Below are 13,679 nucleotides of genomic sequence, written 5' to 3' on the forward strand. Positions count from 1 at the left end.
CTAAATTTGGATATTATATCGGCGACAAAAAGAAAAGGCCTGAAGCAGTTGCACCTGCCCAGGCCTGGTTGGTGGGTTGTTTTTCCTCATTGGAGGATCACTAACCAGCCACAGCAATTACAATACAAAATGACAGCTCGTTTGCGTGTCAGAACGGGAAACAAAGTGTTCCCGTTTTTTTGTTTGTAATACAACGCATCTACAACCCTTGGTTTACAGCCACATGTTATGGGGTGTTTGACCATATTTTAAATTGGGGCGCTCTTTAAAGAGTTCGCGCTTTTTATGGTTTGTTATATCATCCCTTTAATCATGTAACCAGTACGCCTTTTTTATTTGGAATACACACTGATTATTTGTTACAAAAACGCATTGTGTGGCCCGAATTTCAAAGAACAAGCAATCGGAATATGTTACAGATCGCCGACTGTGTGTTAATTACCTAAATAAAATTGAATTACTAATTGCAATGGGGAGCATGTTCAATCAATGGAAGTATCAATAAGGACAATAAGGTTGTCAGGATAAGGTGATTGTTAGATGAATTGTGAAGTAGGCGATAAAGATAAAACGCATTGTAATATTTTCAAAATCAAATAAAGTGCTAACGGTTTCTGTGTGTGAATAATTTAATATTAACTCACGGTGCAAATTATTCCCTAAACTTTAGCATTCATAATTTAAAAACATTAAACAGTTTGGTTTTAGTTGCCAACATGGTAATAGGGTGACAAAATTATAATATTCCATGCTCAGTTGGATGCGTATTTTTATCATATCAAACTGATAAATAATTCTTTACATTGATCGTTTGGGCAATTAAGCAGAAATTAGTTGCTTTGTGCCATGAGCTATTCAACATTTATCCAACCTAAAGAAGCGTTTGAAAACCTGCAAAATCCCAACTTCCTGTTTGTCGATTGTAGCTACTCACTGGCAGATAAAAGCTGGGGTGCGGAAGAATATAAAAAAGCACATCTTCCCGGTGCTTTATATGCAGACCTGCACGATGACCTCTCTGGTGAAATTATAACTGGCAAGACCAGCCGGCACCCATTGCCACAAAAAGAGGCGCTGGTGAAATTCTTTTCAAAACTGGGGATCGATAAAAATGTGCAGGTGGTAGCATACGATGCCACGGCCGGTTTTATGGCTGCTGCCAGGTTGTGGTGGTTGCTACGCTGGGCAGGTCATGAAAAAGTGGCTGTATTAAATGGCGGAAAAGGAGCGTGGCAGCATGCCGGTTATCCATTGACTGCCGATAGCAGTCCTGCACAACCAAAAGAATTTATTGCAACTTTTAATGATACGATGCTTGCTTCTGCAGCAGAAGTAATGGCTTCCATAAAATCAGGTAATAACTGTCTCATTGATTCCAGAACAGCCGACAGGTATGCTGGTCAAAATGAAACGATAGATCCCGTGGCTGGTCATATCTCCACTGCAATATCAAAACCATTCAATGCTAAAATTGGTAAAACAGGAGTGGCTGAGCCTTCGGTATATAAAGAGCATTTCAAAGATGAATATGCAAAAGGGAATGTAGTATTCTATTGCGGTTCTGGCGTAACAGCTGCTTACAACGTATTGCTGGCTGTATATGGAGGGTATCCTTTGCCCAAACTATACGCGGGCTCATGGAGCGAATGGATCACCGATGCGGCAAGACCCATTGTAACTGGTGCGTGATAAATCAATAAAACCCATCCAATGTTCAAAAAACTGTTTTCATCTCATAGCAAGTTGGAAGAAGCTATCAGAAACGATAATTACAATAACTGGGAATCTCACTTCAACGATTATAATAACAGGGGTAATAAAAAAGCTGACCCTGTAAAGCTGCAATCACTGGGCCTGGAGATCTATGAAAAACACCTGAAGGATGTTATCCTGGATTACGCCATCACTGATGATGAGAAAATGGGGCTGACAAAAATAATTGCCTATTTCCAGTTGTCCGATCCGGCTATCAATTCCATTAAAAGTAAATACGCAAAAAGCGCTGTTTCCGGCTTGTCAAAACAAAAGCTGGCAGATAACCATTTGTCTGAAGAAGAGATACAGGAAATCGGACTGTTTGCGAAAGAACTGAATATTTCAGAAGTAGAGGTGACCCGGATCAACCATCAAAATGCCCTGGAGTTGTATGAAAAAGCTGTAAAGGATGTTATCTCCGATAAACAGGCAACCGGTGAAGAACAGCAAACATTAAGGCAACTGGCGCAAACCCTGGGCATCGATATCAGACAGGCGACGCTTGATAAAAAATTGAAAGAAGATTATTACTACCTGGTATTGTTAAATGCGCTGGAGCAGGGATATTTGCCGCAATGCAAACAACCTACCATTGCCGTACAACATGATGAAGTGGCTTATTGGGAGATCAGTTCCAATTTCGTGTTTGCAAGAACCAACACCACAGGGCATTTCAGCCAGAGCAGTAAAGCAGGCTTGAGAGCGGCAAAAGGGGTGTCGTACCAATTAGGTTCAAGCCGCAACTCGCCCATCAGGGAGCACATTCTTGACAATTTACCGGGTGTATTTGCAATAACCAATAAAGGCGTTGTGTTTTCCGCCCGGCAGCAGTCATTTGCTATTCCATATCCACAGTTGCACGCTTTCGATACCTATATGGATGGTATTGGTTTGCAAAAAAGCGATACGGAGTTGTTGCTGCAGTTCTACGATAAGCAGATGTCTGAAGTGATCTTCAAAGTACTCTCTAATGCAATTAATGCGCATAGCTGATAATGCTCCCCTCCTTACCTCCCCCATAAGGGGAGGTTGGTGGGATCTTTGTCTTTTTACTTCTTCGTAAATAAAATGCTTTGCGGCTTACTGGTTTTATCGTCCATCAATTTTATGGCATATACGCCCTTTGGCAGCGTGCTAACATTCATTTGAGTTTGGTTGGTGGCATTGGTGATCCTTGTTCTTCTTAGCTCCATGCCCGACATATTCACCAGCACCAATTCTTTATTCTGCAGATCATTACCGGAAGTTTTTACCATCACGTAATCCGAAGCCGGATTGGGGTAAACCGTCAGGCTAAGCGTAGCATCGGTCAACGCACCGTTTTTTATAGAAACGATTTGCGAGAAAACGCTGTCGCTACCCGGTTCCACTACTTTGATGCGGTAATACTGAACATCACCTGCTTTGTTTACATCTACATACTGGTATTTGGTACTGTTGGTAGTTGCTTTAGCATTGAATGGCACACTGGCTATTGTGTTGAAAGTATTGCCATCGTTGCTTTTCTGTACTTCAAAATGGTTGGTTGCCTCGTTGGTGGTTTCCCATGCTACGGTATTTCCATTGGTACCTGGCAACCCTTTAACAGACAGGAAGGTTACGGGCAGCGTACTATTATTTAATCTTACATTCGACAACAGCTGTGCAATGCCCGCATCGATCATCCCAAGAACAGCAGGAACGGCCTGATTGAAAAAGTCTTTATCAATCCCGATGCTCTGCCCAATGCTTACCGCTGCGCCGTAAAGATTCAGTTCGTAATCCCATTGATTGGGATCGCTGTCTGAATTATTGGAGAACACCTGGTCGTTTGGATTTAATTTCTTTTCTGTGTAATCTGCATTAAAACCCATCGATCCTCCTAGCAAATGATACAGGTTGCTTTGATGGATCAGTTGTGGTCCGTTAAATGGTTGAACGTTTGGATCAGTGACGTTGGAGGAAGTGTTTATCCAGAAGATGTTGTTCTTCATCGTTAATACGTTCGAAACCCACGGTGTTGAAGCAATGCCTATCAGGTTTCTTACATCAGGCAAACGGGGTGCGTGTGTTTCAATAACGTTGTTGTTATAAAACTGCAAGTTCCGCACATCCACTCCATAGCCGTTGTTGGTGTTGATCCAGAATACGTGCCCGTTGTTGATTAACAGGTTGTAGCCAATAACATTGTTGAGCGCCTGCTGGCCGGCTGAACTGCCAAATTCCATAAAGCCCAGGTTCTCGCTGCATTTATTATACAGGATCTTGTTATTGCTAACGGCACCATACATTTCAATGGCGCCGCCATCTATAGTATAATCGTAGCTATTGCTATAACAATCCTGGATAATATTGCGAATGATACTATTGTTGCTGCTGCCAACCATAATACCCATGGCGCCAAAGTCGTCCCACATAATGTCGGGTGTGTTCAGGATCATCCGCATGTTCAGGATGGTGCAGTCCGTAACAGTATTGTAATCGCCACCATCGATAGCAACCCCGCATCCCAACTGCGAAATGGTAGTGTTTTTAATTACGTTGTGCGAACCGTTGCCGTTGGTGCCGTAGATGTAAACGCCATATCCACAATTGGCGTTTACCGCATGATTCCACCATGGAATATAATCATCGGTAATTTCAATACCATCGATAACCACATAATTGGCCTGGTTGAGCCGGATGACGGTTCTGTCGTAAACGTTTTGTTCGGTAGGACTGGCAACATTGTACTGGAATTTCGGTGCATTGCCATCACCATAGCCCATGATCACGATCGGTGCGCCGGCCGCGCCTGTACTGTTGATGGAGAGCGTACCGGTATACCATTGATTTCTTCTAAAGAACAGGGTATCGCCGGGTTTGAAGTAATTAATGTACCATGGTATGTCATTTATAGTTCTCCATGGGTCGGTCAATGTTCCTTGATTCATTCCCCAATTTGAGGGGTCAACATAATAGTTAGTTGCAAAGGAATTCATGGCCCCTAGCAACAATAGTGCTATGAGACACAGGGATACTGGTGTTTTCATCGTTTTTCAAAGATTAATCAGGCCTTAAAATAATGGTAATGCAAAACTAGGTGTTTAAAAAACCTAGAAAAACAGCTTTATCTGTCGTATAGACATTTACGCTTATTTTTGTGCAATGAGCAACATCTATTGTGCCAAAAATCATTAGGGTCAAATTTTCCCCACATTAAAAATGTACCCCACTCACGTTGATGTTGTTGCGCTATGTAATGATTCCTTAATACGCTTTCCAGGAAAAGCCTTAATAATTTGCATCTCCTAATAGATGTAGGATGGACAATTCTTATATTTTAAGATTACAGGCCGGGGAGGTAGCGGTAGACATTGCGAAAAGAACGACAAAAGCGCCGGGAATTTGAAAAAGATTTCTAATTTGACACCATTGATGTTGATCGTACTCTGACTGATAGATACCTCAACATAAGCACCATGGCTGTCGAACATCACAAAAAACATAATTTAAACCAAATACAAAAAAATGAGCAAGAACAACATAATGAGCGGGGCATTGGGTATGGTATTCAGCGGAACACTGATAGGTATCAGCATTTGTATCAGCCCTGCTGCTACTGCACAATCAAAAGAACCCAACCCCAAAGATCCCTGGACGCCAACTACCATCTATAATATGCCGCCGGTAGCCAGCCTTACTAATGGCGTATGGTTAAAAGGCGATCTGCACCTGCACTCCCGCCACAGTAAAGAATCATCCAATAATCCTGTATCAAAGATCATAAACTTTTGCAAGTCGGTTGGGGTAGATTACATCTGTATCACCGATCACGACAACCATGTTGATGGGGATGTGCGCAACAATACCTGGGCCGACCCGGAATTTAAATCAGACTCGGTGCTGTTATTGTATGGCGCTGAATGGACAACCAACCGTGGTCATGCAAATGTATTTTCTGCCCATCCTTATGATCACCAACGCCTGTATTTTGTACGCGACCAACGCGACATCGTGATCCAGTCTGTAGTAAAAGAACTCGGCATTCATTTATCGGCCAACCATCCCATGGGGCCCAAAGATCATTTCGGTTATTCTTACGACATGCTCAGTTCCATGGAAGTCTGGAATTCTGCCGTATGGCCGAAAAATGTAAATGCCTTGCTGATCTGGGACGACATGCTTTCATCGGGCCGCAAGATCACCGGCAGGGGCGGAAGCGATGCACATCACGGTGTACCCGATTCGCCCGACAAAGCAACACCCAACAGCAAACAGGCCACTGCTAATTATGTAGGAACACCCACTACCTGGGTATTTGCCACTGCCCGTACCCGGGAGGCTGTTGTTGATGCGCTTACCAATGGAAGGGTTTCTGTTAGCGCCAATCCCTTTGCACCGCGAATTGAATTTTATGCCGATCTTAACCAGGATGGCAAAATGGATATGATGATGGGTGACAATACGATCCCCACCGGTAAACCTGCCAAATTCATAGTGAGGTTAACTGGCAAAACAGTAGCAGACTCAACCTATACCATCAGCGTAGTTAAGAATGGCGACCCATTTGGCACGTATAAAACAACCGGTAAAAATCCTATGATCGAATTTACCGATACGCCGGCAACACAAGGCCGAACCTATTACCGCGTTGTGGTAGAAGGGCCTTCAACACCTTATCCGCAGGTACCCGTATCACAATCCCTGAGTGGAAATATGGTCGGCCTGTCGAACCCGATCTACTTCAACTTCGATCCTAACTTTTGATTGCGGCGCTGACTAATACCATCTGTTGCTATATTACTTAATCCAAAGTTAGCACAGAGTGATGGCTATAATTAGTTTATTTGCATTCACAAAACACACGTTATATGAAAGCATTGGTTTGCCTGGCTGTGGGCGCGCTCGCTTGTCAAATGAATGGTAATCCTGGTGTTCCAGATAGCACACCTATCAATAAAATACAGGTAATAGGTTCGCACAACAGTTATAAAAGAGCCATCGACCCCGCACTGTTCAAAGTGCTTATGGAAAAAGACAGCAACCGGGTAAAAGGACTGGCCTATGCGCATATTCCCATTGAAGAGCAATTGAAAATGGGATTGAATAACCTGGAGATCGATTGCTACCGGGATGAGAAAGGCGGCAAATACGCGCACCCAAAAGGGCTCGACATGGTCGCTGGTCAGGCGCCTTATGATCCCAATGGTGAAATGCTGAAACCGGGTTATAAAGTATTTCACATAGTTGATTACGATTTTCGCACCGATTCTTACACCTTTGCTGGTATTTTAACCAGGTTAAAGAACTGGTCGAAAGAACATCCGGATCACAACCCGGTGTTCATTACCCTGGAAGCAAAGGGTGGGAGTGAAGAATCCAACACAGAAAAACTGGATGTAAAAGCAATGGATGACCTGGATGCAGAGCTGGTGAAATACCTGGGAAAAGAAAACATCATTACGCCGGATGATGTACGCGGCAAATACGCCACTTTGGAAGAAGCCGTATTAAAAGATAACTGGCCTATGTTACAGGCAGCCAAAGGTAAATACCTGTTTGTGCTGGACGATCATGGCGACAAACGCGCTACTTATATGGAAGGGCATCCTTCCTTAAAAGGGCGCATTCTATTTGTGAATGCTGAACCTGGTACCCCGGAGGCGGCAGTACTGATTAGAAATGATTCTAAAGAACCCGGCATAAAAGAACTGGTGCAAAAAGGTTACATCATTCGCACCCGGGCCGATGGCGATACCAGGCAAGCTCGTGTTAATGACCGTTCTTATTTTGATGCAGCCTGCAACTCCGGGGCCCAGATAATCACCACGGATTATTATCTGAAAAGCACCTACTTCAACAGTCCTTACCAGGTTTATTTTGAAGGACAGAATAAATACATCCGGTTAAATCCGGTTAACAACGCTGAAAATTAGTGGCGATATCGTCAAACGTAAGAATTTCAGTAGATACAATGTCAGGCTTCATCAGGTGTAAAACCTTCGATGAAGCCTTTGTTGTTTCCAGGTTATTATTTGTCATCATCGTCGTCACCAGATTTAACCGGTTTCACAAATGCGGCGCGTACAGGTGTAGGCACTATGGAGTGTTCTCCTTTCACTGCTTTCCACGTAATTGCATTCATCACCTGGTCGGGAACCACATCTTCTTTTGAAAAATCAAGTCCTTTTGATAAAGCTGCCAGTTTTGTTCCACCGGGGTTTACATCATTCAGGTCTACATTGGCAGGTAAAGACGTAAAAGGCGTACCATCAGGCTGCGTATTAAAACAACGCCACATAGGAGCGGCCGCAGCATCGTATTGTGTCATAGGCGACATTCCCAGGATCAATTCAATGGTACGCAACATGGAAGAGGTGGTGTACATAGAATGGTCAACAAAATTTCTTTTTACAAAACCACCGGCAATGTAGGCAGGGGAGCGGTGTGCATCTACGTGATCGGGACCATTCTGCGCGTCATCCTCCAAAATAAACACCACCGATTCTTTCCATAATGGACTTTTGCTCAGGTGTTCGAGGAACATGCCAATGGCCAGGTCGTTATCTGCTACGTGGGCAAAAGGTGAGGGGCGGCCTGCGGCCATGCCTTCGGTATGATCGTTGCCAAAGCGAACAGTACACAATTGAGGCAATGAATTGCTGGCAACCAGTTTGTCGAAATCCTTTTCCCAGCTGCGATAACGAATGGTGTCTCTTATGTGCAGATTAAAGCCTTCAAAGTCGTTGGCATAGTGGCCCTCTAACACCTTGATGGTGGCGCCTTTCCTGGAGGCAAATTCACCATATGTTTTATAACTAACGCCAGCGATCCTGGCCACATCCCACAGATAAAGCTTATTCAGCCTGGTGTCGCTTTTGGCGCCAAGGCCTCTGCGGCCGTAGCTGGTAGGCCAGATCTTTTCCATATAGTCAGTAGCATAGGCGCCCATACTCCAGTTATGGCCATCGGCGCTTACTTCGCCATCTACATAAAAATTATCGAGCAATACAAACTGTCTGGCAATTGCATGTTGGTTAGGTGTGATCTTTTCTCCAAATAAAAGCAGGGAAGTATCGCCATTGGCGCCTGGTACATCACTTAATACCTGGTCGAAAGTGCGGTTCTCTTTTATGATATAGAAGACGTGTTTGATAGGCGAGGCATCGCCTACTTTTTGCGGCACCGGGTTACCCGCGGCTATGCCTGCAGCCTGCATTTCTGCTTCTTTTTTATACGGTGTATTGTGGTACACCGCCTGGACATATACAGATAACTGTTGTTCGGTAGGAATAGGAATGATACTCATAGAGCCCACCAGTAATCCGCCTCCAATATATTGAATTGATTTGGGCTCGGTGCTGTCGCCTTCGTGGATGCCTACTGCTTCTTTTTTATTAACCGGGTTAGGACCCCTGGGGTTGGCGAAAGAAGAAAAGCCTTTTCCATTGGAAACATACAGTTTCTTCCCAACCGTTCTCACGCAGGTAGGATACCAGCCGGTAGGGATGAATCCCTTTGAAACACTGTGACCGGGATTGCTTACATCAAATACGGCCAGGCAATTGTTATCGGCATTGGCAATGAACAGGGTTTTTTCGTCGTCGCTCAGCGCTACACCATTGCTGGTAGAACCGCTTAGTTGCGTAGGATACAAGGCTGCATTGAGTGTCTCCACCACCTTTCTTGCCTTGATGTCTATAACCGATACATTGTTGTCGTTGGCATTCGCAACATATAAATACTGGCCGTTCTTCGACAAACACAAATCATTGGGGTTGTCTCCAACGGCAATGCTTTCTGTAATTGCATTCTTTTTGGTATCATATACCAGTACTTTATCTGCGCCCCACAGGGTAATATACAATTCTGATTTATCGGGCGACAGCATACAGGTATAGCCTTCTGAACCTAATGGTAATTGTTGGATTGTTTTATGATCATAGAGATCGATCACGTACAAACTGTTGTCTTCTTTTGTTACCACATATAACAAATGGTGCTTGTCGTCGAGTGCAATCCCTGTTGGCGAAATTTCTGCTTTCGGGTAACGAGGGCCGAGCTTAAACGTATCGGCCGGTTCCAGTTTATTTCTACGGATCTTATATTGCAGGATCCAGTTATCATTTCCGCCCGAGGCGTACAGGTATTTTTCATTGTCGCTGAAAACGAGCCCACCCCAGGAGCGGCGGATCACTACTTCGTCTAATTGCTGATCGGTGTTGGCGTCGAATAATTGAATGGTTTGGGTACTTTGACCGTTGTTGGTAACGGCCGCAAAATGCCGCAAATTACTGATGGCAACGTTCAATGGCAGATCACCGAGGGGCAAACTTTTCCCGGCCGGGGTTAATGACCAGCCATTGGGAAGATGCACCCGTTTACTTTCAAGCGTAGATAGATCCTGGCTCTGCGCCTGCAGGACGGCGGCTGCCAGAAAAAAGCATAAGACCTTTTTCATTTCTTAATGATGGTGTTGTAATAAATAAAATATGCGGGCAATCGGGCAGGGCTATGGGTTTGGGGTGGTGAAGCTATTAAATATACATGTTATGGAGGTATTAACAAATTGTAATTAAGTTGACGGGTTGACACGTTGACAAGTTGATAGAGTTGACAGGGTTGATAGAGGCGAATGCGGAATATTGAATATCTAATGTTCAATATTGAATGATGAAGTGAGGAAAACGGGTTAAAGTCTAAAGGTTAAAGGCCAAAGCCAAAGCAGGAATTGTATTTGCTTTCAGCTTTAATCTTTCTGCTTTATGCCTGTAAACTTCAGTTGCAGCTGGCGTAGTGCATTTGTGTTTACAGAAATAGGTTTAGAATAACGTAGTAGATTATTTCTTAGCCTTTTTCTTCTTTACAGCGGCCACTTTCCAACCATTATAAAAGGCGCAAAAAGACTTCATTAAACATTTAGGGCATTCCGGTTCGGGGCGACAGATCTCTCTTCCTAAAAATGACATAGCCATCCCTGCGTCCCATTCATTTTCGGGCAATAACTCCATTAATTGTTTTTCGATCTTTTCCGCATTGGTTTCATTCACTATCCCTAACCTGTTCGACACCCGGATGGTGTGCAGATCAACGATAATGCCAGCTGGTTTTGCTTTGGCCCCACGCCTTATCACATTGGCCGATTTTCTTCCAATACCCGGAAGTTCAATCAGCGATTCCATTTCAAGCGGAATGTTGCTGTCTGTTTTTATTTCCTTTGCCATACTCACCAACCACTTCGCCTTATGCGCAAAATTCCTGACCTTACTGATGAGCGGGAATAAAGATTGGGCATCTGCCATTGCAAGCACTTTCATATCAGGATATGCTTTAAAGAAAGCAGGCGCCAACTGGTTGATGACGCTGTCAGTTGCCTGTGCAGATAAAACAACCATTACAATCCATTGATAAGGAGTAGCTGCATCGAGCGGATGCTTTTTGCTTTTATACTTTTTAAGCAGTGGCTTTATGGCAACCGGCCAATCGATAACAGGAGGTTTCATATGACGTATATTAACTATAAAGCTACCAAAATAGGGCCAGGAGCAATAGTTTAATAAAAGGCTGTCTATATGTATGTACAAATCTCCTTGCTTTTGAGACAGATTTAATATTATTAGCCATATGAAGACGAATCCGGTTCGCCTGTTGTCTGTATTTGTCCTGTTGGTACTATCTTTTCTTTCCTGGCAAAAGGGAAGTTGTCAGCAAACCAGTCTCAAACGGCCCAATATCATTTTCATTATGGCCGATGACCATGCCTACCAGGCCATCAGCGCCTATGGTTCTACTCTCATCCAAACGCCGAACATAGACAGGATTAGGCGGGAAGGGGTGATCTTCATTCTTCATTTCCTGCCTTTCACTTCATCATTCAATATTCGACATTCAATATTTGCATTTGCCTGGTCAACTATCTCTTCTTGACTCAATCGTATACACAAAACTATCCGCTTTATAGTAACCTAAATTATACTCAATAGGCCTGTCCCCCTGATCATATACATACCGTTTTCTAAACAGGATGGGACTGCCGGGTTCTACTTCCAGTTTACCGGCAATGAATTTGCCGGCGGCTTTGGCGCTGATCTCTTCCTTCGATAAATTGGCCACTACCAGGTAATCCTTCTCCAGGATCTCATATAAGGGGCGTTTGAAATCTTCTTCACCGGTTAGTCCAACCCGTGGGTGAAAGAACGATACAAAGTATACAAACGGTCCTTCGCGACGGCCGCGCAGTCTTTCCAGTTTCAGCACCTTTTTGTCGGTACTGATCTCAAAAAAATTAGCCACCGCTTCATCAGGATATACCCAGGTAACGTGCAGCTCGAAATTCTTGATGGGAATGCCCCGGGCCTGCATTTCCTGCGAAAAGCTCAGCCAGTTCTTCGATTTGGAACTTACCGATGCTTCCGCCACTTTGGTGCCGATGCCCTTCTTACGTATCAACAAACCTTCATATACCAGTTTGTTCAGGGCCTGCCGTAAGGTGGTACGGCTGATGGCCAGCTCTTTGGCCAGGTCTACCTCGTTGGGCAGGAACTTGCCATCTGCATACTGAGGGTCTGCGATCAGGTTCCGCAACAATTCCTCGGCCTGCAGATGAAGTGGTACATGGCTTTTATGATCTATTCGAAGCTTCATGCTGGATTGTTTTTTTGAGCTGGTGCCAACAAAAATAAAAAAAGTTCGTCGCAAAGTAACTATGTTTTAATGTATGTACATATATTTGATGCAGGAAATCATGCTGCCATAAACTCTGCCATTTGAAAAAAGTAAACCTTTTGCACCGCAAGCGGTACGGCATCGTTGGCGGCCGGCCGCCAGGTTACAAGCCAATTACGGATGTCCTGGCCGCCGAACATAACTGGGGCGCGCAGGAGCAGGGAACGCCATTGGCAAAAAAAAATAGAAGGTAACAAAGCTGCATATTTTGAAGAAGCAGATAAGATTAGTCAGGAGCTCATTGCAAAAGCATTGGCGTCTGTAACAACCGAAGGGAGCAACACCATCGCTGTGATCAACACGCTGTCGTGGCCGCGAAATGGATTGGTAGTGTTACCTGCCGGACAAAGCAACGCAGGCGACCGGGTGGTAGATGAAACCAACAAAGAAGTACCGGCACAACGATTAACCAGTGGAGAACTGGTTTTTCAATCAGCCAGCATTCCGGCATTGGCGTTAAAAACATATAAAATTACAGCAGGTACATGCAGCATAACAAGCATGCTGAAAGCAGGCGCTTTCTCTTTACAGAATGACAAGTTATCGCTTACCATCGATGAAAAAACAGGCAGTATAAAAAGCCTGACCGAGGTGAAAGCCAACCGGGAGTTGATTGATACTACAGCAGCTTTTCAATTAAATAGTTTTAATTATGTACCGGGGGTATGGGATGGGCGCCAAAGCAGCGGCAACAGCATTCCAGCTACGGATATAGCTGTAAAAGTCAAAGAGCAGGGCCCCCTGATTGTTTCGTTATTGATCACTTCCAAAGCACCAGGCTCTCGTGGCCGGTAAACAATCACTGGGGTACCAATTTCCCTCCTGAACAGGAGGGCATCATTACAGAAAGATATGCGATGGTTGTTCATGAAAAATATAATGCAGCAACTGCCAATCGGTTTGGGATGGAACAAAACCGCCCGCTGATAGCAGCGCCCGTAAAGAGCAATCCTATTCAACAGTCATTGATCTCCCTGGATAATCCCAACGTGGTGATCACGGCATTGAAGGTGAGTGATGATAATCAGGCACTGATCGTACGCCTGCGTTCGCTTTCCAACAAAACAGAAAAGATTACATTACGATACCCGGCAACACAACCGAAATCGGTTTTCATTTGTACGCCTGGCGAAACGCCTTTGCAAAAAAGTACCGGTACTGTTGAAATGCCGCAATACGGCACCGTGAGCCTATGGATGGTGTTTCAGTAACCAAGAACATTAAGAATAATTACAAAC

General features: G+C 44.3%; 12 protein-coding genes. 8 read left to right on the forward strand and 4 right to left on the reverse strand.

Annotated elements, in window-relative coordinates; all coding sequences use genetic code 11:
- Positions 1 to 846 precede the first annotated feature (846 nt).
- Entirely contained in the window at positions 847 to 1,689 is an 843-nt protein-coding gene (locus NIAKO_RS02560) for a sulfurtransferase (RefSeq protein ID WP_014216828.1), read from the forward strand.
- A 21-nt stretch (positions 1,690 to 1,710) separates the two neighbouring features.
- Entirely contained in the window at positions 1,711 to 2,748 is a 1,038-nt protein-coding gene (locus NIAKO_RS02565; RefSeq protein WP_014216829.1) for a hypothetical protein, read from the forward strand.
- 56 nt (positions 2,749 to 2,804) lie between these two features.
- Here the strand turns inward: NIAKO_RS02565 and NIAKO_RS02570 are convergent, their stop codons facing one another.
- On the reverse strand, positions 2,805 to 4,667 hold the full coding sequence (locus tag NIAKO_RS02570) for a T9SS type A sorting domain-containing protein (protein ID WP_041346250.1): 1,863 nt from the start codon (positions 4,665 to 4,667) through the stop codon (positions 2,805 to 2,807).
- Positions 4,668 to 5,244: 577 nt separating this feature from the next.
- Between NIAKO_RS02570 and NIAKO_RS02575 the strand changes: the two genes are divergently transcribed.
- Together NIAKO_RS02575 and NIAKO_RS02580 are read left to right on the forward strand one after the other, a co-directional pair.
- On the forward strand, positions 5,245 to 6,483 hold the full coding sequence (locus NIAKO_RS02575) for a CehA/McbA family metallohydrolase (protein ID WP_014216832.1): 1,239 nt from the start codon (positions 5,245 to 5,247) through the stop codon (positions 6,481 to 6,483).
- A 104-nt stretch (positions 6,484 to 6,587) separates the two neighbouring features.
- Positions 6,588 to 7,652 carry a phosphatidylinositol-specific phospholipase C1-like protein gene (locus NIAKO_RS02580; protein WP_014216833.1) on the forward strand — a complete coding sequence of 355 codons (1,065 nt, stop codon included), beginning with the start codon at positions 6,588 to 6,590 and terminating at the stop codon, positions 7,650 to 7,652.
- Positions 7,653 to 7,747: 95 nt separating this feature from the next.
- Here the strand turns inward: NIAKO_RS02580 and NIAKO_RS02585 are convergent, their stop codons facing one another.
- Positions 7,748 to 10,177, reverse strand: coding sequence for a bifunctional YncE family protein/alkaline phosphatase family protein (locus tag NIAKO_RS02585; RefSeq protein WP_014216834.1), 2,430 nt, complete (start codon positions 10,175 to 10,177; stop codon positions 7,748 to 7,750).
- Between the two features lie 379 nt (positions 10,178 to 10,556).
- Positions 10,557 to 11,219 (reverse strand): endonuclease III domain-containing protein, encoded by a 663-nt coding sequence (locus NIAKO_RS02590; protein WP_041346252.1) that lies wholly within the window; start codon positions 11,217 to 11,219, stop codon positions 10,557 to 10,559.
- 121 nt (positions 11,220 to 11,340) lie between these two features.
- On the opposite strand from NIAKO_RS02590, the gene NIAKO_RS39270 reads away from it, so the two are divergent.
- A complete protein-coding gene (locus NIAKO_RS39270) occupies positions 11,341 to 11,643 on the forward strand; it encodes a sulfatase-like hydrolase/transferase (protein WP_014216836.1) in 303 nt (100 codons plus the stop codon).
- Here the strand turns inward: NIAKO_RS39270 and NIAKO_RS02595 are convergent.
- A complete protein-coding gene (locus NIAKO_RS02595; RefSeq protein WP_014216837.1) occupies positions 11,626 to 12,360 on the reverse strand; it encodes a GntR family transcriptional regulator in 735 nt (244 codons plus the stop codon). The genes NIAKO_RS39270 and NIAKO_RS02595 overlap by 18 nt on opposite strands.
- Positions 12,361 to 12,482: 122 nt before the next feature.
- Between NIAKO_RS02595 and NIAKO_RS38920 the strand changes: the two genes are divergently transcribed.
- The 3 genes from NIAKO_RS38920 to NIAKO_RS38925 all read left to right on the forward strand — a co-directional run bounded on the left by NIAKO_RS38920 (position 12,483) and on the right by NIAKO_RS38925 (position 13,652).
- Entirely contained in the window at positions 12,483 to 12,635 is a 153-nt protein-coding gene (locus NIAKO_RS38920) for a hypothetical protein (RefSeq protein ID WP_165761350.1), read from the forward strand.
- A gap of 58 nt (positions 12,636 to 12,693) precedes the next feature.
- A complete protein-coding gene (locus NIAKO_RS02600; protein ID WP_165761349.1) occupies positions 12,694 to 13,236 on the forward strand; it encodes an alpha-mannosidase in 543 nt (180 codons plus the stop codon).
- 110 nt (positions 13,237 to 13,346) lie between these two features.
- Complete coding sequence (locus tag NIAKO_RS38925) at positions 13,347 to 13,652, forward strand: glycosyl hydrolase-related protein (protein ID WP_165761348.1); 306 nt, start codon at positions 13,347 to 13,349, stop codon at positions 13,650 to 13,652.
- The last annotated feature ends 27 nt before the right edge of the window (positions 13,653 to 13,679 follow it).

It is taken from the genome of Niastella koreensis GR20-10 (genome assembly GCF_000246855.1).
Taxonomy (GTDB): Bacteria; Bacteroidota; Bacteroidia; order Chitinophagales; family Chitinophagaceae; genus Niastella; species Niastella koreensis.

Excerpts from the sequence above, each read along its gene's own strand:
- NIAKO_RS02560 (WP_014216828.1), top strand. The coding sequence starts at position 847 with ATGAGCTATTCAACATTTATCCAACCTAAAGAAGCGTTTGAAAACCTG.
- NIAKO_RS02565 (WP_014216829.1), top strand. The coding sequence starts at position 1,711 with ATGTTCAAAAAACTGTTTTCATCTCATAGCAAGTTGGAAGAAGCTATC.
- NIAKO_RS02570 (WP_041346250.1), bottom strand. The coding sequence starts at position 4,667 with ATGAATCAAGGAACATTGACCGACCCATGGAGAACTATAAATGACATA.
- NIAKO_RS02575 (WP_014216832.1), top strand. The coding sequence starts at position 5,245 with ATGAGCAAGAACAACATAATGAGCGGGGCATTGGGTATGGTATTCAGC.
- NIAKO_RS02580 (WP_014216833.1), top strand. The coding sequence starts at position 6,588 with ATGAAAGCATTGGTTTGCCTGGCTGTGGGCGCGCTCGCTTGTCAAATG.
- NIAKO_RS02585 (WP_014216834.1), bottom strand. The coding sequence starts at position 10,177 with ATGAAAAAGGTCTTATGCTTTTTTCTGGCAGCCGCCGTCCTGCAGGCG.
- NIAKO_RS02590 (WP_041346252.1), bottom strand. The coding sequence starts at position 11,219 with ATGAAACCTCCTGTTATCGATTGGCCGGTTGCCATAAAGCCACTGCTT.
- NIAKO_RS39270 (WP_014216836.1), top strand. The coding sequence starts at position 11,341 with ATGAAGACGAATCCGGTTCGCCTGTTGTCTGTATTTGTCCTGTTGGTA.
- NIAKO_RS02595 (WP_014216837.1), bottom strand. The coding sequence starts at position 12,360 with ATGAAGCTTCGAATAGATCATAAAAGCCATGTACCACTTCATCTGCAG.
- NIAKO_RS38925 (WP_165761348.1), top strand. The coding sequence starts at position 13,347 with ATGGAACAAAACCGCCCGCTGATAGCAGCGCCCGTAAAGAGCAATCCT.